Genomic DNA, 18,859 nt, shown 5'->3' with positions numbered 1-18,859 from the left:
TCCTTTTTTATTTATATAATTATAAAAAACATTTTAGACATGTGGTTTTATTTTTAGGTAGTGTATTTAAAAATCCTGATACACTTAGATACCCCAAGCTATCAGCGCCTATGAAATTTGCAATTTCATTTAAAGTCATAGTTGAACCTATAAGTTCAGATTTTGATGTATTTATACCTAAACAACAAGGGGATGTAACTATAGGCGAAGCGACTCTATAATGAATTTCTTTTGCACCTGCATCTTTAAGAATAGATACTATTTTTTTACAAGTGGTACCTCTTATTATTGAATCATCTACGACTACGACCTTTTTACTTTTTACATTTTCTTTAATAACATTTAATTTTAAATTTACAGTTTCACACCTTTTAGATTGGGAAGGTTTTATAAAACTTCTACCTAAAAAATTATTTTTAACGAAACCAGTAGTAATAGGTATAGATGAAGCTTTAGAAAATCCTAGAGCGGCGGTATTACCTGATTCTGGAACACCTATCACAATATCTGCATCTACTGGATGTTCATTGTATAAATTTACACCTGATTTAAATCTCGTGTTATAAACATTAACACCATCAATAATACTATCGACTCTAGAAAAATAAATATATTCAAAAGAACACGTCATACATTTACATAAGTTAGAAGCATTGATAGTTGTTACTCCAAAATTGTCTATTTTGATAATTTCTCCAGGCAAAATATCTCTTATAAATTTACCGCCTAAAATATCTAGGACACAACTTTCAGAGCATACTATATAAGAATTTTTAATTTTTCCAATACAAAGTGGTCTTATACCATTTGGATCTCTAAATGCAAATAACTCGTGTTTTGTAAGTAAAACACATGAAAAACCACCTTCCAATGCTTTTATTACTGAGCATAAAGCTTCCTCAATGGAGTTTTTAAAATGTTTTTCAATAAGTTTTAATATTACTTCTGAGTCAGATGTAGTATTAAAATTAAATTTTTTTAATTCATTTTTTAAGCTAAAAATGTTAGTAATATTTCCATTATGAGATAAAGCTATATTACAATTTGAATTATTATCAAAAATTGGTTGTGCGTTTAGGGTGTTAATTTCACCGAAAGTAGAATAACGAACATGCCCTATTCCTAAATATCCATTTAAGTTAGTTGGTATGTCACTAGAAAATACTTCATTAACCAATCCAACACCTTTATAACACTCGATTGATTCTTTATCCGAAAAAGCTACTCCACAACTATCTTGTCCTCGATGTTGAAGTGTAATAAGTGATGAGTACAAAGAAGAATGTAAATTAATTTTCTTAGTAGAAAAAAGACCGACAACTCCACATTCTTCTTTATATTTATCCATATTGTCAATTTGCATTTTAGTTATCAGCTCTTAATAAATTAATATCTTTTCCTTGCATTATCTTATTCATATTTCGCATGGAACACATTTTTCCACACATAGTGCAACTATCGTTATGCTCAGGAGTAGATTCTTTTCTATATCTTTTAGCTTTTTCAGGATCTATACAAAGGGCAAACATTTTATCCCAATCAAGTTCTTGTCTAGCTTTACTCATCTTATTATCCCAATCAATAGCACCAGGTATTTTTTTTGCTATATCACCAGAATGAGCAGCTATCTTAGTTGCTATTATACCTTCTTTAACATCATCTAAATTAGGGAGTCTTAAATGTTCTGATGGAGTAACGTAACATAAAAAATCAGCTCCAAAACTAGAAGCTAAAGCTCCTCCAATAGCACTTGTTATATGGTCATATCCTGGAGCAATATCTGTAACTATAGGACCTAATACATAAAATGGAGCACCATGACAAAGCTTTTTCTCAAGAATCATATTTGCTTGAATTTCATCTAAGGACATATGACCAGGACCTTCTATGATAACTTGAACATTTTGCTCCCAGGCTCTTAATGTTAACTCCCCTAAAATCATTAACTCTTTTATTTGACATGCATCAGATGCATCTTGTATAGAACCAGGTCTGCATGCATCTCCAAGACTTAAAGTTAAATCATACTCTTTACAAATTTCTAGTAAATCGTCAAAATATTCGAAGAAAGGATTTTCTTTATTGTTTAATTCCATCCATGCATACATTAAAGAGCCACCTCTTGAAACTATATTTGTAAGTCTTTTATTTCTTTTAAAAACAGAGGCAGTTTCTTTGTTTATACCAGCATGTATAGTTACAAAGTCAACTCCGTCTTTTGCATGTTTTATTACTACATCTAAAAATTCTTTAGCTGTGATATCTTTTAACTCTTTATCATAAAAACCAACAGCATCATAAATTGGAACAGTTCCAACCATAGCACTAGAATTAGAGATAAGTTTTTTTCTAAACTCTTCAGTTTTTCCAAAAGAGCTTAAATCCATTATAGCTTCAGCATTCATATCTAAAGCTAATTGAACTTTTTTCATTTCTTCGTCTATATCATAACAATCCTTAGATATGCCCAAGTTTACATTGATTTTGGTTCTTAAGTTCTTTCCAACACCTTCAGGGTTTAGAGACGTATGATTTTTATTAGCTGGAATAGCTATTTGTCCACTTGAAATTAAGTTTTTTAAAATTTCTATATCCATATTTTCTTTTTTAGCTACTATTTCCATTTCCTTTGTAATAATTCCTTTTTTAGCAGCATCCATTTGAGTTGTATAATTCATTTTTAAATCCCCTTTACTTTGTATTATTTTTAAAAAATAAAAAAGAAGCTTTACCATAAGATAAAGCTTCTTTACGAAATATTATAAAATAGACTAAAAAATATAGTCATAATCATAATCTTGAAGAAAATAACTTTCCTACGGTAGTTCTAACTACTTCAGGTTCAAAGGGTTAATGGTATAATCCATCTCTCAGCCAAAAGTGGCACCCCTAGTTAAATATATTTAATTTTAAATAATAATAAATTTGCAACTTCAAAATCATTATAGTCTTAAAAAATTACTATGTAAAGGTTTTTTTGAAACCTTTTAATTTATAAAAACATAAATTACATATTTTTAGTTTATTTAGAAAATTTAAAATATCTAATTTAAAACTGTAAATAAGGGTATCTTATATTTATAAAATTAATTATTTATAGTAAGGAGAAAAAATGGGAAATAATAAAAAAAATATAGAAACAGGATGGAATTTAAACAATAGTTACATGAATTTACCAGACTTTTTTTATAGTAAAATAAATTTAAATCCAGTGCCTTCACCGAGCTTAGTTATTCTAAATGATTCTTTAGCTAAATTTTTAGGATTAAATTCAGATAAACTTAAAAGTAAGGATGGAATAGAATTACTTTCAGGAAATAAAAAGATAGACGAGGGTGCTTTTATAGCTCAAGCATATGCAGGACATCAATTTGGGCATTTTACAATGCTAGGAGATGGGAGAGCATTGTTGATAGGAGAGCAAATAAATCCATCAGGAGATAGATTTGATATACAGCTTAAAGGATCTGGTAAAACACCTTACTCTAGGGGCGGAGATGGGAGAGCTGTTCTTGGGCCGATGCTTCGTGAATATATAATAAGTGAAGCTATGTATGGTCTTGGAGTTCCAACCACTCGAAGTCTAGCAGTAATAAAAACTGGAGAATCTGTGATTCGTGAAAATATAAAAAAAGGAGCAATTTTAACGCGTGTAGCTTCTAGTCATATTAGATTTGGAACATTTGAATATGCTCTAAATTATGGAGGTGTAAAGTCAGTTAAAGAGTTAGCTGATTATACAATCAATAGACATTACTCACATATAAAAGATGATAAAGATAAATACATTAACTTACTTAAAGAAGTAATAAATGCACACGCTAAACTTGTTGCAAAATGGCAAAGCATTGGATTTATCCATGGGGTTATGAATACTGACAATATGACTATAAGCGGAGAGAGCATTGACTATGGACCTTGTGCATTTATGGATAATTATAAGCCAGATACTGTTTTTAGTTCTATTGATAGATATGGAAGATACTCATATGAAAATCAACCAAATATGGCTGAATGGAATTTATGCAGATTTGCTGAAACGCTATTGCCATTAATAAGTGATGATAAAAATGATGCTATAAAAATTGCACAAGATGCTATTTCTGATTTCTCAGAAATTTATTATTTAAATTGGATTAAAAATATGAGATTTAAATTGGGATTATTTAATGAAGAATTACAAGATAAAGCATTGATAGAAGATTTACTTAGTATGATAGAAAAATATAGTGAAGATTTTACTAACACTTTTATAGCATTAACATTTAATAATATTAATAAAAAAGGAATGTTTGATAGTGAAGAATTTAAATCTTGGTACAACTTATGGAAAGAAAGATTAAAAAGACAAGAAAGATCTCAAGATGAAATTTTTAAGCTAATGAAAAAATCAAATCCAGCAGTAATACCAAGAAATCATAGAGTAGAAGAAGCTTTAGAAGCTGCTGATAAAGGCGATTTTACTTTCTTTAAAAAACTTATAACTGTACTTAAAAACCCATATGAACATTCTAAAGAGCAAGAGGGATATGCAAAATTGCCTAAGCCTTCAAGTTGTGCTTATAGAACTTATTGTGGGACATAATAAAATATAAAAACAAATAAAAACCATATTGATATAAATAATCAATATGGTTTTTATTTGTTTTTATAATATAATAAGGATAACAATACTACGTAAAAGTTAAAAGGAGTTTACTTAATGAAAACTATAGCTGTAGTGACAGATGGGATGTCAAAATTAGAATTATTTTTAAATAAAAATATAGAGTTGATTTTTAAAGACAAAGTAAAAATTAAAAACTATTATCTTAACAAATTATCAAATAAGGAAATAATTAAAGGCGATGTAGTTCTTGCAATGATAGACGATAGAGCTTTAAGGATAAAAGAATATGTTAAAGATACTAAAAAAATAATAAAAATAAATAGAAGTATAAAGCAAAAAGATGTTTATAAGTTATTTTCTTTACCAGAAGGAATTGATGTATTGGTTGTAAATGACAATGAATCTACTGTACTTGAAACCATATCTACTTTATACAATGTAGGAATAAATCATTTAAATTTCATACCCTATGATTCAAGTAAAGGATACAAAGATATAAAGGTTGCAGTTACTCCAGGAGAAGTTAACTTGGTTCCTAGTTATATTGATGAAGTAATTGACCTTGGGCATAGACACATAGATAGTTCTACATTTTTACAAATAATAGCTAAATTAAATATAGATGATAAAGATGTTACAGAAAGACTAATGAAATACTCAGATGAGGTAATTAGTTTATATTCTGGAGTAAATACTAAATATAAAGAACTTACTATAAAAAATGAAGAGCTGAGTTCAATAATAAATTTATCTAGTAATGGAATGGCTGTCATATCAAATAAAAAAGAGATACTAATTTGCAATCAAAGCTTAAAAAATATATTAGATGTTGAGGATTCACTAGTAGGTAAAAAAATAAGTGAAATAAAAAGCAAAGATATTAGATTTATTTTTGATTTAGATAAAGTAAAAGATGAAGTTATAAAGTATAAAAATAAATATTTAAATATAAACAAATATGATATAGAAAGCTTTGGGAAAGTTACAGGATCGTATTACTGTATTCAAGAAATAACTTATATAAAAAAGTTAGAACAGAACTTAAGTAAAAAACTAAGAGATAAGGGGCAAGTTGCTAGATATAATTTTAATGATATAAAAACTGAATCAATCAAAATGAGAAAATCAAAAGATTTAGGTAAAAAGATTTCAAAATCAGACTATACAGTTTTAATTACAGGGGAAAGTGGAACTGGAAAAGAGCTAATGGCACAATCTATACATAATGAATCACTAAGGTCTAAACAGCCATTTATAGCTATAAACTGCGCAGCTATGCCAGAAAATTTATTAGAAAGTGAATTGTTTGGATATGAAGAAGGTGCATTTACAGGAGCTTTAAAAGGTGGGAAAAAAGGTTTGTTTGAACAAGCTCATAACGGAACTATATTTTTAGATGAAATAGGGGACATGCCAATATATTTGCAAACTAAACTACTTAGAGTTCTCCAAGAAAATCAAGTTATGAGAGTTGGAGGAGAAAGTGTAATTGATATTGATGTTAGAGTTATAGCTGCAACCAATAAAAATTTATTAGAAATGATAAGACAGGAAAAATTTAGAGCTGACTTATATTATAGGATAAATGTACTACCTATAAATATTCCGTCTTTAAGAGAACGAAAAGAAGATATATCTATGATGTTAAATTATTTTATGAAAACGAAAAGATGTATAAGTGATGAAGCTAAAGAAATTTTAAATAAATATTCATGGCCGGGAAATATTAGAGAGTTAAAAAACACAGCTATGTACATTGATATAATGTGTATGGATGATAAAGTTAAAACTTGTGATTTACCACATAATCTTACTAATATGAAAATTGATTATAGTGAAGAAATTAAGATTTTAAAAGATAAAACAAATATAGATAAATCAAAAAAAGTTATGAGTCTTATAAGAGAAGAAAATTTATTAAATAAATGTGTGGGAAGAAATACAATCGTTAATAGATTAAACGATGAAGGGATGATTATAACAGAGGGTGAGGTTAGGGGTATTTTAAGTATATTGAAAGAATTAGACTTAATAAACTCTGAAGTAGGAAGAAGAGGAAGTGAACTAAGCGAAAAAGGAATTTGTATATTAGATAGCCTTTAATAGGCAATGAAATAGGAAGATAAAAATTCCTAATTAACCTATTAAGTTGAAAAATTTATTAAGTTGAAAAATTAGTAATAGTTAAAAATTTTAATTAATAAAAATAGTTTAAATAATGAAACAGTTAAAAACACTAATGAAATTGAGAACGGTTTCTTTGATTGAAAATTAAAATTAAAATAAAAATAGTTTTGGCATGCTACTTGCTTTATAAAAAGGCAGTAGCATTTTTTATTTTTAAATTTAAATTATAGGAGTGAATAAAATGACAAACAAGAAATATCCAGTAGTTGGTATATCAGGAAGTTTATTAATCGATGAGGGCGGTATGTTTCCAGGATATGAAAGAGCTTATGTAAACAATGACTATGTTCAATCAGTAGCTATGTGTAAAGCTATACCATATATAGTTCCAATGGTATATGATGATGAACTAATAAAGGAGCAAGTATCTAATATAGATGCACTAATTCTATCTGGAGGGCACGATGTAAACCCTTTAATGTGGAACGAAGAACCACATATAAAATTAGGCGGGATAATGCCAAAGAGAGATACTTTTGATATGAAATTATTAAAGTTTGCATTAGAAATGAAAAAGCCAATATTAGGTATCTGTAGAGGAGAACAAATATTAAATGTATGTGAAGGCGGAGATTTATATCAAGATTTATCTTTAATTGAAGGTTCTTATATAAAACATAATCAAGAACATTTATCAAATGTACCTACTCATACAGCTCAAATTAAAGAAGGTACAAGATTATATGAAATATTAGAAGAAAAAGAAGTATTAGTAAATAGTTTCCACCACTTAGGAGTAAAAAATATAGCTCCAGGATATATCGTATCTGCGACTGCAAAAGATGGTTTAGTTGAAGCTATAGAAAAAGAAGGAGAAGAATTTGTTATAGGAATACAATGGCATCCAGAAATGATGACTAAAGATTGCCCCAAAATGCAAAAAATATTTATGGCATTAGTAAAAGAAGCATCAAAGTAAAAAAAATTTTTAGCATAATATAAATACATTGGGAGGAATTAAAGTGGAAAAAAGTATGAAGTTAGGGTTTTGGAGTATTGTATTACTAGGTATAAATGCAATTATAGGTTCTGGTATATTTGGGCTTCCAGGTGAGGCTTACTCAAATATAGGTCCAGCAAGTATATTAATTTTAGGATTTTGTATGATTTTAGCGGTGTCTATTGCACTATGTTTTGCAGAGGCAGGAAGTTGGTTTGATGAAGACGGAGGACCTTATCTTTATGCTAAAGAAGCATTTGGAGATTTTATCGGATTTGAAGTTGGATTTATGAAATGGATAGTAAGTATGATCGCATGGGCTACTATGGCAAACTTCTTTGCAGTTACATTATCTTCAGTATGGCCTCAAGCAGCTGATCCATTAACTAAAAATATAATAATTGGAGTTTTAGTAATAGGGCTTGGTGCTATAAACTTAATGGGAATGAAGCAATCTAAAAAGTTAAACAATATAATGACTGTAGGAAAATTAGTTCCATTAATATTATTTATAGCTGTAGGAATATTTTTTATAAAAGGTGCAAACTTTAAGCCGTTTTTAATAATACCTCAAGGGCAAACGACTTCATCAGCATTTGTTGCTGTAAGTATATTATTATTTTATGCATTTACAGGATTCGAATCTTTAGCTGTTGCAGCAAAAGAAATGGAAGATCCTAAGAAAAATGTACCAAAAGCATTAGTTATGGTAATGTTTGTTGTATCTGTTGTATACGTACTTGTATTAGCTATAAGTATAGGTGTTTTAGGAGAAGGATTAAGAGGAGCAGCAAACCCAGTTGCTGATGCAGCTACTAAGATTATGGGTCCTGTAGGTGGATATATAATTACAGTTGGTACGATAATTTCTGTTGGTGGTATAAATATTGCATCATCTATATTTACACCAAGATCAGCTAAAGCTTTAGTTGACCAAGGGCTAATGCCAAAATCTATGGGTAAAACTAATAAAAATGAAGCTCCATATATAGCTATAATAGTATCTGTTATAGGTACTTTAATAATAGCTTGGTCAGGTTCATTTACAACTTTATCACAAATTAGTGTTGTATCTAGATTTATTCAATATATACCTACTTGCTTAGCAGTTTTAATATTTAGAAAAAAATATGCAGGTAAAGAAATAAACTTTAAGATACCTGGAGGGGCATTTATTCCAATATTTGCAGTTATAGTAAGTTTAATATTATTAGTAAAAGCTGGAATTGACTCTCCTATGAAAATAGTATGGGGTCTTGGAGGAATGATAGTAGTAGTTCCAATTTATTTTTATATGAGCAAAGTGTACTCAAAAAAATGTAATGGAAATAAAGAAATTATAAGAGATTAAATTATATATATTAACCCTATGTCAAAAAATACGACATAGGGTTAAATTTATTGTAAATAAATTGGAAAACGCTATTTAGATAAATTGAGTATATAAATAAAGTGTAATATAATTAAATTAATTATATTACACTTTATTTAGTTTTAGGGGAGGTAACTTTATGAAAACTTGGGAAGAAGTAGTTGAATTTCATGGACATGAGTGTCCAGGTCTTGCAATTGGGTACGCAGTATCAAAAGCTGCACAAAAATATTTAGACATTGATTTTTCAAATGATGAAGAAATAGTGTGTATATCTGAAAATGATGCTTGTGGATTAGATGCTATTCAGGTAATGTTGGGATGCACAATAGGTAAGGGAAACTTGTTAATCAGACTTAGAGGTAAAAGTGTATATCATTTTTATAATAGAAAAAATAAAAAATCTGTAAGATTTGTTTTAAAGCTAAAACCAAATAATTTGGAGCGAGATGAGTATAAAAAATATTTAATAAATTCAAATCCTATGGAGTTATTTGAATTTATGGAGAGTAATATAGAAATTCCAGAAAAGGCAAGGATTTTTGTATCAGAAATTTGTGAAATATGTGGAGAAAAAACATCAGAACAATTCATACGTCTTCAAGGAAGCAAAAAGGTTTGTACAGATTGCTATAGTGAATATAAAAGATTTTTTTAGCCAGTAAGGTTTTGTAGATTTTACAGAGAATTTACTATATAGAACTATAATATTTTTAACTATAAACTTGTTATTGGGAATAGTGGTATATTTATATATGAGCAAAGTATAAAAATTAATGAAGAAAAGTATTTAATTATAAAAAAGCTTGATGAATAAATAAAAAAGATAGATTGGGAATTTCTAATCTATCTTTTTTATTTATATAAAATTTGGGAAGAAAGAGTGTGAAACTAATAATAAGATGAATAAAATAGCTAGTAAATTAATTTTTTTATAAAGTACTAAAATAGCTATATATTCACGAATTAATGCACTAGGTAAAAAATAAAATGCAGTAGGAGCTCCAACTCCATTTGCTTTTAACCCTGCTTTTCTTGCATAAATTGACGCTCTAAAAACATGATAATTATTTGATACAAATATACATGAGTAATTTTTAGATATATTATTCATTATATTTTTTGAAAACTTCATGTTTTCATAAGTAGTAGTAGATTTATCCTCAACTAAAATATCTAACTCGGGTATACCTTGTGATACAAGATATTTTTTCATAGCAACGGCCTCAGGTATTATCTCATCAGAACCTTGACCACCTGATACAACTATTTTTGTGTGATTTCCTTTTGATAATTGTTGACTATAAATTTCAATTCCTTTATCAAGTCTGCTTTTTAATAAAGGAGGAACTTTATCTCCGATAAGACCTGATCCTAAGACTATTACATAGTCTAAATCTTTATTTACAGGTAGCATTTGATAAGCATATGAATAAACTAAGTAACTAAAGAATAAAAATCCAAAATATATTGCTAACAAAATTATAGCAAGTATAGTTGCATGTACACCACTATTTAATTGAGATCCTTTAAATATCAAAATTAAGCTTAAAGAAACTATAATTAAAATATTTACACCTAAAATTAATGATAGTAAATTTGCTAAACGTCTACCTTCTTTATGTTTCATTATATATCCATTTTTTATAAGGAAAAAACCAATTCCAACTATACATAATGGGATACCTCCAAAAATCGCAAGTGTACTTATTACGTTAATTAAAGGAGACAGATTTGATAAAAACATAATTAACAGAAATAAAAGGCCTAAAGAACCGAAAGTTAATAAAATACCTGCAAAAAAATTTCTACTATCTTTTATAAATAGAAAAATTCCGTATGAAAAAGAAGCTAAAATTATTAATATATAAATATACATATAAAAATCCTTTCTAAAAAAGTTTTAATAAATATTATTTTACAATGAAATGAAAGAATTTTGTAATTACAAATTTGTAAGTTAGGATATATAGTGGTTTTTTAGACATTTATAATGTAATATCTTAAAAAAAATAAAATTTAGTAAAAATTTTGATTAAAAAAATACTAAAAAAAATAATTTCATTTCATATATTTTAATAAATAAAACAAGTGATTTTAGGGGGCAAACCAGATGAGTTTAAAAGAGTTATTTGAGTCAGGGTATAGCTTTGAACAAGAATTTTACAAGTCCGAATTAGCACATCAAGAAAAAGCTAAAGATTATAGAGATAGTATGAAAATAACACAGGAAACTATAGAAAAAATTAAATCAATTGATAAGGAAATTAACATACTTGGATTTTCAGAATTATGGTGTCCTGATTGTCAAATAAACTTAACTGTAATAGATTATATAACAAAGCTTAACCCAAAGATAAGATTAAAACTTCAAAGTAGAGAAGGGCATGAAGATATAATAAAAGAACACAGTGATGATGGTAGGGTAAAAATACCTATATTTATATATTTAGACAGTAATTTTGAAAAATTTGGATCATTTATAGAATTTCCAAGTAATGTTAGGAGTATTGAATTTGGAGATGATCAAGTAGAAAAAATAAAAACTAAAAAATTATATAGAAAAGGAAGTTATATGGAACAAACGATAATAGATTTTTTAAATAGTTTAAACTAAATAAGTTAAAGTTACCGTAAAACTAATTTTAATTTTTCGGTAACTTTTGAAAATTTAAACAAAATTTAACTTTTTCTGAAAATTTGACAAATTATTTAAGTTTTATATAGACAATTAAAAATAAAACGTGTATTATTAGAATAATTTATTTAAAAATAAAAACTTTAAAGCCTTTTTACTTTAATAAATTAAAGGTATTAAGTATAGGGAGGACATAAATGGGGCTAATAGATTACAGTATAAAAAATAAAAAATCAGAGTTAGTTTTAAAAAATGCAAATATAGTCAATGTATTTTCTAATGAAATAATAAAAGCTGATGTTGCAATAGAAAAAGGTATAATAGTCGGTATAGGAAACTATGATGGGATAAGTAATATAGATTTAAAGGGAAAATATATAACTCCAGGATTTATAGATCCTCATGTTCATATAGAATCATCTATGGTTTCACCATCTGAATTTGCAAAAGCTATAGTTCCAATGGGGACAACAACTATAATAACAGACCCTCATGAGATAGCAAATGTTTGTGGACTAGAAGGTATAGAATACATATTGAAATCGAGTGAAGATTTACCATTATGTGTCTATTCAATGTTACCGTCTTGCGTTCCAGCAACTGATTTTGAGAATTCTGGAGCAAGATTAGAAGCTAGAGATTTAGAAAAGTATATAAATCATGATAGAATACTTGGGCTAGGGGAAATGATGAATTACCCAGGAGTTATTAATCAAGATAAGACAGTTACAGATAAATTAGAATTAGCAAAAAAATATAAAAAATATATAGATGGACATATACCTAATATAGGTAAAGAAGGATTGAATGGATATATATTAAGTGGAATAAGTACAGATCATGAGTGCTCAACTGTTGAAGAAATGATTGAAAAATTACGACTAGGGATGTACGTAATGATTAGAGAGGGATCAGCGGCTAGAAACTTAGAAGCTTTAATTAAAGGGGTTAATATTAATAACTACCAAAGATGTTTATTCTGTACAGATGATAAACATCCACAAGATATTCTTAAAAATGGCCATATAGATAATAATATAAGATTAGCAATTAAAAACAACATAGATCCTATTATAGCGATAAAAATGGCTACTATAAATGTTGCAAACTGCTATAATTTACAAAATACAGGAGCTATTGCACCAGGCTATGGAGCTGATATAGTTGTTGTAGATAATTTAGAAGAGTTTAATATATTGGAAGTTTATAAAGATGGTAAGTTAGTTGGAAAAGATAAGAAAGCATTATTTGAAGCTAGGGAAGTAGAAAATTCAAATGTTACAAATACTGTAAATATAGATAAGCTTACTAAAGAAGATTTAAAAATAAATTTAGAAAAAAATATAGCTAATGTTATAGGTCTACTTCCACATAATCTAGTAACAGAGAAACTTATAAGAAAAGTAGATGTTGAGAATGGAGTATTTAAATTTAATCAAAATGTGGATATATTAAAACTTGTAGTAATTGAAAGACATACTAATAAAAAGAGCATAGGCTTAGGGCTTGTAGAAAACTTTAAATTGCAAAATGGCGCAATAGCATCTACTGTAGCACATGATTCTCACAATATAATTGTTGTTGGAGATAATGATGAAGATATTATTAATGCTGTTGATGAAATTAAAAAAATTGGAGGCGGTTTATCTATATCTTCTAATAATGAAATTTTAGGAAGTTTAAGTTTACCTATAGCAGGCCTTATGAGTGACAAAGATATAAACTATGTAAGTGAAAATTTAGAAAAAATGTTATCTATAGCATACGAAAAATTAAATGTTAGTAAAGATATTGAACCATTTATGACGTTAGCATTTTTAGCACTTCCAGTAATTCCACATATAAAGATTACTGATAAGGGGTTATTTGACGTAGATAATTTTAAATTTATGGAAATATAAAAATGGCAATTAAAGTATATAGTTAGATAAAAGGCTGTACCAAAGAAGTTAAACCTTTGATACAGCCTTTTTATATAGATTAAAGTCTCATTTTAATGTGAGGAATTCCACATTCATCATATATATCTGAAATTTCTTTAAATCCAAGAGAAGAATATAGATTTTTAATGTATTCTTGAGCAGAAATTGTTATATTATTTTCACTTAGTTCTGTTTTTATAAAGTTTATAGCATGGCTCATCATTTCTTGGGCAATCTTTTTACCTCTATGGTCTTTTAAAACTAACACACGTCCTATAGATGTATCTGTATATGGACTAAATGGCTTTGGAATTATTCTAGCATAAGCAATTACTACATTTTCTTCTTCAAGAAATATATGATAACAATTTTTGTCAACATCGTCGAAGTCATTTTCTTGGAAAATTTTTTGTTCGCATCCGAATACCTCATATCTAGATTTTGCTATTTCATAAAATTCATTTACATTTAAATCCTTAAAATGTTTTACTTTATACATAAATATAACCTCCTAAAAATTTTTAAAGAATATCTTGTAAAGTGTATTCACTTAACTTATTTTTAAATGATATTAAAGCTTCGTTTAAAATAGGTTTTAATTTGCAACGTTTTGTAAGATTACAAGTATTGTTTTCTTTAGAAAAACATTCTACTATATTTAAATTGTCTTCTGTTATATTTAGCAGTTGTCCTAAGTTTATATCTTTTGGGTCCATAACTAGTTTTATTCCACCATTACGTCCTTTTGTGGATAATATATAGTTGTTTTTTGCTAGTTTATATACAATTTTTTTTATATGATGAGTAGATAAACCAAGTATATCGGATAGTTCATCTACTGTAAAAAGTTCATTTGGATGGTTACCTAAATAAATAAGTATTCTAAAGCTATAGTCAGTAAATTTTGATAAGTACATAATTCACTCCTTTTTCAAATAATTTAATATAGTAGTATTATTATATTAATTAAATACTATTAAACACAAGAGTAAATATAAAATTTAAATTAAATAAATTTTTATTTTATAAAATTAATAAAAATGTAACATATGTTACAGATAAAAAGAAAAATAAGGAATATAATGTGTATATAAAATAAACATTTAAAAATTGGAGGAATAATTATGGAAAATAAAATGTTTTGTTTTCAATGTCAAGAAACAGCAGGCTGTACAGGATGTACAAAATTTGGAGTTTGTGGAAAATCACCAGATTTAGCTAGAATGCAGGACTTATTAATATACGTAACTAAAGGATTATCAGAAGTTACAACAAGACTTAGAGAAGAAGGAAAAGAAGTAAGTGGTGAAGTAGATCACTTAATAACTATAAATTTATTTACTACTATAACAAATGCAAATTTTGATGATGAAATATTCTATATAAGAGTAAAAGAAACTTTAGAAACAAAAGAAGCATTATTATCTAAATTAAATAATAAAGAAAATTTATCAGAAGCTGCATTATGGACTGCAAACTCAAATGAAGAAATGGATGAAAAGTCAACTAAGGTTGGAGTTTTAGCAACTAAAGATGAAGATATAAGAAGCTTAAGAGAATTAATAATATATGGGTTAAAAGGTTTAGCAGCATACATGAAGCATGCTAATGCATTAGGATATGATGATGAAAAAATAAATGCTTTTATGCAAGCAACTTTAGCTAAGACTTTGGATGGAAACTTAAGTGTAGATGAATTAATAGGATTAACTTTAGAAACTGGTAAAGTTGGAGTAGACGGAATGGCTTTACTTGATAGCGCAAATACAGGAACTTATGGACACCCAGAAATAACTAAGGTTGATATAGGAGTTAGAAATAACCCAGGAATACTTATATCAGGACATGATTTAAAAGACTTAGAATTATTATTAAAACAAACAGAAGGAACTGGAGTAGATGTATATACTCACTCAGAAATGCTTCCAGCACACTACTATCCAGCATTTAAAAAATATTCTCACTTTGCAGGAAATTACGGAAATGCTTGGTGGAAACAAAAAGAAGAGTTTGAAAGTTTTAACGGACCAATATTAATGACTACAAACTGTGTAGTACCACCAAAAGATAGTTATAAAGATAGAATATACACTACAGGAGCTGCGGGATTTGCAGGAGTTAAGCATATAAAAGGTAAGAGTGAAGATGATAAAGACTTCTCAGAAATAATAGAACAAGCTAAAAGCTGTCAACCTCCTACAGAAATAGAAAGAGGAGAAATAGTTGGAGGATTCGCACATAACCAAGTATTTGCATTAGCAGATGCAGTAGTAGATGCAGTTAAAAGCGGAGCAATAAAGAAATTCTTCGTTATGGCAGGATGTGACGGAAGAGCTAAATCAAGAAATTACTATACAGAATTTGCAGAGGCACTACCAAAAGATACAGTAATTTTAACTGCAGGATGTGCAAAATATAAGTATAATAAGTTAAACTTAGGAGATATAAATGGAATACCTAGAGTATTAGATGCAGGACAATGTAATGACTCATACTCACTAGCACTTATTGCATTAAAACTTAAAGAAGTATTTGAATTACAAGATATAAATGAATTACCAATAGCGTTTAATATAGCATGGTATGAACAAAAGGCAGTAATAGTATTATTATCACTATTATACCTAGGGGTGAAAAATATACATTTAGGACCAACATTACCAGCGTTCTTATCACCAAATGTAGCTAAAGTATTAGTTGAAAACTTTGGAATAGGCGGAATAACAAACGTTGAAGATGATTTAAAAATGTTCTTAGGATAATTTTATAAAAAAGGATGGCTCTACAATACGTAAAGTCATCCTTTTTCATAAATATAATAAATTATAAGATTAAAATATTAATTATATAGCTATATTTTAAAAAAATTGTGAAATACTAACAATGTTATTGAAAATTTCACAAGGAGGAATTTTTATGGAAAACAATATGGCTATGGAATACCCAATGTTTTGCTATCAATGTGAGCAGACTGCTGGTGGTAAGGGATGTACTAAGGTAGGAGTTTGCAGTAAAACACCAGAAATTGCAGCTCTTCAAGACTTGTTAATATATCAAATTAAAGGAATAAGTTGTTACGCAAAAGAGTTAATAGATAAAGGTGAAAAGATAGATAAGGAAATTGTAAGCTTTGTTGAAAACTCTTTATTTACCACTCTTACTAATGTAAACTTTGATGGAGATGTTCATGAAAAAATGCTTAGACAATCACAAGAAATAAAGCAAAGTCTAAGAAGTAGAGTTTCAAGTTGTTCTAATTGCTGTGAACAAGCTGAATATAACCTAAGTGATACTAGGGACCAAATGTTAAAAGATGCTAAGCGTGCAGGAATAATGTATGATCAAAATTTAGATCCAGATATAAGAAGTTTAAGACAAACAATAATATATGGTTTAAAAGGAATATCTGCATATGGACATCAAGCTAGAGAATTAGGTTATTTTAACGACCAAGTTGATGAATTTTATTTTAGAGCATTAGCTGCGACAACAGATGATAAATTATCTGTTAATGACTTAATAACATGGACTCTAAGAACTGGTGACATGAGCGTTGCAGTTATGCAAAAACTAGATGAGGCAAACACAACTATATATAAAAATCCTTCTCCTCATAAAGTAAATGTTCACATTAAAAAAGGTCCATTTATTATAGTTTCAGGACATGATTTAAAAGACTTAGAAATGATTTTAAAACAAACTGAAGGAAAAGGAATAAATATTTATACTCATGGAGAAATGATACCATGCCATGGTTATCCAGAGCTTAACAAATACTCTCATTTAGCAGGAAACTTTGGTGGAGCTTGGCAAGATCAGCAAAAAGAGTTTGATAACATACCAGGTTGTATTTTGATGACTACAAACTGTCTTATGAAGCCTAGAGATTCATACAAGGATAGAATATTTACTACTAGTGTAGTTGGATGGGATGGAGTAAAATACATAGGCAAAAATGCTGATGGAGAAAAAGATTTTAGTGAGATTATAAATAAGGCATTAGAATTAGGTGGATTTAAAGAAGATCAAGAACCACATGAGATTTTAGTTGGATTTGGACATAATGCTACTTTAAGTAATGCTCCAGCTATAATTGATGCTGTAAAATCTGGTAAATTAAGACATTTCTTCCTAATTGGAGGATGCGATGGAGCAAGACCTGGAAGAAATTATTATACAGAGTTTGCTCAAAAAGTACCTAAAGACTGCATAATACTTACTCTAGCTTGTGGTAAGTATAGATTTAATAAATTAGACTTTGGAGAAGTTGCTGGCTTGCCAAGGCTTTTAGATGTAGGTCAATGTAATGACGCTTACTCAGCTGTAAGAATTGCATTAGCATTGGCTGATGCTTTTGATACTGATGTAAATAGCTTACCGCTATCTATAATTTTATCTTGGTATGAACAAAAAGCAGTAGCAGATTTATTAGCTCTATTGTCTCTAGGAATAAAAGGAATATACTTAGGGCCATCAATACCAGCATTTTTAAGCCCTAACGTACTTCAATATTTGGTAGACACATTTAATTTACAAACTATAAGCACTCCAGATAAAGATTTAGCATCTTGTTTAGAAGTGCCATCTAAATAGATCAACTACATGTACCAATAGTTACATGAATTTATTTAGATAGAGTTTATAGTATATACAATACAATATTAAAAATTTAAAAAATAATATTTAAAAATATAAATAAAAAGGAGATAAAAATATGAAAGCATTTGTAGATAGAGATGGTTGTATAGGATGTCAAGCGTGTGCAGGAACTTGCCCAGAGGTATTTAGTATGGATGACGATAATATATCAGTACCTATAAAAGAAGATATACCTGAAGAAGTATTAGATTCAGCAAAGGATGCTAGAGATGGTTGTCCTGTTTCTGTTATAAGCATAAAATAATTTATAAAAAGGAGCGATTACTATGATAACTAAAGATACCATAATAGCAGATATAATAAAAGCTAAACCTAATGCAGCACAAATACTTATGAATTATGGAATGGGATGTATAGGATGCCCTTCAGCTCAAATGGAAAAGTTAGAACAAGCATGTGAAATACATGGATTAGATTTAGAAAAAATATTAAAAGAATTAAATGAATCATAAGAGTAGGAGGGTTACCAGTTTATTTGGTAATCCTTTTATTTAATATAATTTATATTAAATAGTGTAACCAGCGTTACAGA

16 protein-coding genes and 1 riboswitch are annotated in these 18,859 nt (G+C 28.1%); of the genes, 11 read left to right on the top strand and 5 right to left on the bottom strand.

Annotated elements, in window-relative coordinates:
- Window positions 1-19: 19 nt before the first annotated feature.
- Together purF and thiC are read right to left on the bottom strand one after the other, a co-directional pair.
- Entirely contained in the window at window positions 20-1,363 is a 1,344-nt protein-coding gene (gene purF, locus KXZ80_RS09480; RefSeq protein WP_021433238.1) for an amidophosphoribosyltransferase, read from the bottom strand.
- A 1-nt stretch (window position 1,364) separates the two neighbouring features.
- Window positions 1,365-2,678 (bottom strand): phosphomethylpyrimidine synthase ThiC, encoded by a 1,314-nt coding sequence (thiC, locus tag KXZ80_RS09475; RefSeq protein ID WP_021433237.1) that lies wholly within the window; start codon window positions 2,676-2,678, stop codon window positions 1,365-1,367.
- Window positions 2,679-2,796: 118 nt separating this feature from the next.
- Window positions 2,797-2,901: riboswitch (TPP riboswitch) on the bottom strand.
- A gap of 211 nt (window positions 2,902-3,112) precedes the next feature.
- Between thiC and KXZ80_RS09470 the strand changes: the two genes are divergently transcribed.
- From KXZ80_RS09470 to KXZ80_RS09450, 5 genes are all read left to right on the top strand, one after another.
- Entirely contained in the window at window positions 3,113-4,585 is a 1,473-nt protein-coding gene (locus tag KXZ80_RS09470; protein ID WP_021433236.1) for a protein adenylyltransferase SelO, read from the top strand.
- A gap of 117 nt (window positions 4,586-4,702) precedes the next feature.
- On the top strand, window positions 4,703-6,712 hold the full coding sequence (locus KXZ80_RS09465) for a sigma 54-interacting transcriptional regulator (protein WP_021433235.1): 2,010 nt from the start codon (window positions 4,703-4,705) through the stop codon (window positions 6,710-6,712).
- A gap of 265 nt (window positions 6,713-6,977) precedes the next feature.
- Window positions 6,978-7,715, top strand: coding sequence for a gamma-glutamyl-gamma-aminobutyrate hydrolase family protein (locus KXZ80_RS09460; RefSeq protein ID WP_021433234.1), 738 nt, complete (start codon window positions 6,978-6,980; stop codon window positions 7,713-7,715).
- Between the two features lie 43 nt (window positions 7,716-7,758).
- Entirely contained in the window at window positions 7,759-9,087 is a 1,329-nt protein-coding gene (locus KXZ80_RS09455) for an APC family permease (RefSeq protein ID WP_021433233.1), read from the top strand.
- Between the two features lie 160 nt (window positions 9,088-9,247).
- Window positions 9,248-9,766, top strand: coding sequence for an FmdE family protein (locus KXZ80_RS09450; RefSeq protein ID WP_021433232.1), 519 nt, complete (start codon window positions 9,248-9,250; stop codon window positions 9,764-9,766).
- 201 nt (window positions 9,767-9,967) lie between these two features.
- Here KXZ80_RS09450 and KXZ80_RS09445 read toward each other — a convergent pair whose 3' ends face one another.
- Complete coding sequence (locus tag KXZ80_RS09445) at window positions 9,968-10,987, bottom strand: YdcF family protein (RefSeq protein ID WP_021433231.1); 1,020 nt, start codon at window positions 10,985-10,987, stop codon at window positions 9,968-9,970.
- Window positions 10,988-11,221: 234 nt separating this feature from the next.
- Between KXZ80_RS09445 and KXZ80_RS09440 the strand changes: the two genes are divergently transcribed.
- Together KXZ80_RS09440 and ade are read left to right on the top strand one after the other, a co-directional pair.
- The gene (locus tag KXZ80_RS09440; RefSeq protein WP_021433230.1) at window positions 11,222-11,725 is read left to right on the top strand and encodes a thioredoxin family protein; all 504 of its coding nucleotides are present in this window, start codon (window positions 11,222-11,224) and stop codon (window positions 11,723-11,725) included.
- A 218-nt stretch (window positions 11,726-11,943) separates the two neighbouring features.
- Window positions 11,944-13,647, top strand: a complete 1,704-nt coding sequence (gene ade / locus KXZ80_RS09435) for an adenine deaminase (protein WP_021433229.1) — start codon at window positions 11,944-11,946, stop codon at window positions 13,645-13,647.
- A 79-nt stretch (window positions 13,648-13,726) separates the two neighbouring features.
- Here ade and KXZ80_RS09430 read toward each other — a convergent pair whose 3' ends face one another.
- The gene (locus KXZ80_RS09430) at window positions 13,727-14,167 is read right to left on the bottom strand and encodes a GNAT family N-acetyltransferase (protein WP_021433228.1); all 441 of its coding nucleotides are present in this window, start codon (window positions 14,165-14,167) and stop codon (window positions 13,727-13,729) included.
- Window positions 14,168-14,189: 22 nt separating this feature from the next.
- Window positions 14,190-14,585, bottom strand: a complete 396-nt coding sequence (locus KXZ80_RS09425) for an RrF2 family transcriptional regulator (protein ID WP_021433227.1) — start codon at window positions 14,583-14,585, stop codon at window positions 14,190-14,192.
- A gap of 207 nt (window positions 14,586-14,792) precedes the next feature.
- Here KXZ80_RS09425 and hcp (KXZ80_RS09420) point away from each other — a divergent pair, with 207 nt between their 5' ends.
- The 4 genes from hcp (KXZ80_RS09420) (at window position 14,793) to KXZ80_RS09405 (ending at window position 18,779) form a co-directional block, all read left to right on the top strand.
- Window positions 14,793-16,430: a hydroxylamine reductase gene (gene hcp / locus KXZ80_RS09420; protein ID WP_021433226.1), complete on the top strand. Its 1,638-nt coding sequence runs from the start codon at window positions 14,793-14,795 to the stop codon at window positions 16,428-16,430.
- A 154-nt stretch (window positions 16,431-16,584) separates the two neighbouring features.
- Entirely contained in the window at window positions 16,585-18,261 is a 1,677-nt protein-coding gene (gene hcp, locus KXZ80_RS09415) for a hydroxylamine reductase (RefSeq protein ID WP_038285265.1), read from the top strand.
- A gap of 121 nt (window positions 18,262-18,382) precedes the next feature.
- Window positions 18,383-18,571 (top strand): ferredoxin, encoded by a 189-nt coding sequence (locus tag KXZ80_RS09410; protein WP_021430562.1) that lies wholly within the window; start codon window positions 18,383-18,385, stop codon window positions 18,569-18,571.
- 22 nt (window positions 18,572-18,593) lie between these two features.
- Entirely contained in the window at window positions 18,594-18,779 is a 186-nt protein-coding gene (locus tag KXZ80_RS09405) for a DUF1858 domain-containing protein (RefSeq protein WP_021433224.1), read from the top strand.
- The last annotated feature ends 80 nt before the right edge of the window (window positions 18,780-18,859 follow it).

This window comes from Paraclostridium bifermentans (assembly GCF_019916025.1).
Classification (GTDB): Bacteria; Bacillota; Clostridia; order Peptostreptococcales; family Peptostreptococcaceae; genus Paraclostridium; species Paraclostridium bifermentans.
Note: the sequence above shows the minus strand (reverse complement) of the source record. Positions and strands in the feature narration are given on the sequence as shown.

Bases quoted from the DNA above. Each gene is read 5' to 3' on its own strand.
- purF (WP_021433238.1), bottom strand. From the start codon at position 1,363: ATGCAAATTGACAATATGGATAAATATAAAGAAGAATGTGGAGTTGTC.
- thiC (WP_021433237.1), bottom strand. From the start codon at position 2,678: ATGAATTATACAACTCAAATGGATGCTGCTAAAAAAGGAATTATTACA.
- KXZ80_RS09470 (WP_021433236.1), top strand. From the start codon at position 3,113: ATGGGAAATAATAAAAAAAATATAGAAACAGGATGGAATTTAAACAAT.
- KXZ80_RS09465 (WP_021433235.1), top strand. From the start codon at position 4,703: ATGAAAACTATAGCTGTAGTGACAGATGGGATGTCAAAATTAGAATTA.
- KXZ80_RS09460 (WP_021433234.1), top strand. From the start codon at position 6,978: ATGACAAACAAGAAATATCCAGTAGTTGGTATATCAGGAAGTTTATTA.
- KXZ80_RS09450 (WP_021433232.1), top strand. From the start codon at position 9,248: ATGAAAACTTGGGAAGAAGTAGTTGAATTTCATGGACATGAGTGTCCA.
- KXZ80_RS09445 (WP_021433231.1), bottom strand. From the start codon at position 10,987: ATGTATATTTATATATTAATAATTTTAGCTTCTTTTTCATACGGAATT.
- KXZ80_RS09440 (WP_021433230.1), top strand. From the start codon at position 11,222: ATGAGTTTAAAAGAGTTATTTGAGTCAGGGTATAGCTTTGAACAAGAA.
- ade (WP_021433229.1), top strand. From the start codon at position 11,944: ATGGGGCTAATAGATTACAGTATAAAAAATAAAAAATCAGAGTTAGTT.
- KXZ80_RS09430 (WP_021433228.1), bottom strand. From the start codon at position 14,167: ATGTATAAAGTAAAACATTTTAAGGATTTAAATGTAAATGAATTTTAT.
- KXZ80_RS09425 (WP_021433227.1), bottom strand. From the start codon at position 14,585: ATGTACTTATCAAAATTTACTGACTATAGCTTTAGAATACTTATTTAT.
- hcp (WP_021433226.1), top strand. From the start codon at position 14,793: ATGGAAAATAAAATGTTTTGTTTTCAATGTCAAGAAACAGCAGGCTGT.
- hcp (WP_038285265.1), top strand. From the start codon at position 16,585: ATGGAAAACAATATGGCTATGGAATACCCAATGTTTTGCTATCAATGT.
- KXZ80_RS09410 (WP_021430562.1), top strand. From the start codon at position 18,383: ATGAAAGCATTTGTAGATAGAGATGGTTGTATAGGATGTCAAGCGTGT.
- KXZ80_RS09405 (WP_021433224.1), top strand. From the start codon at position 18,594: ATGATAACTAAAGATACCATAATAGCAGATATAATAAAAGCTAAACCT.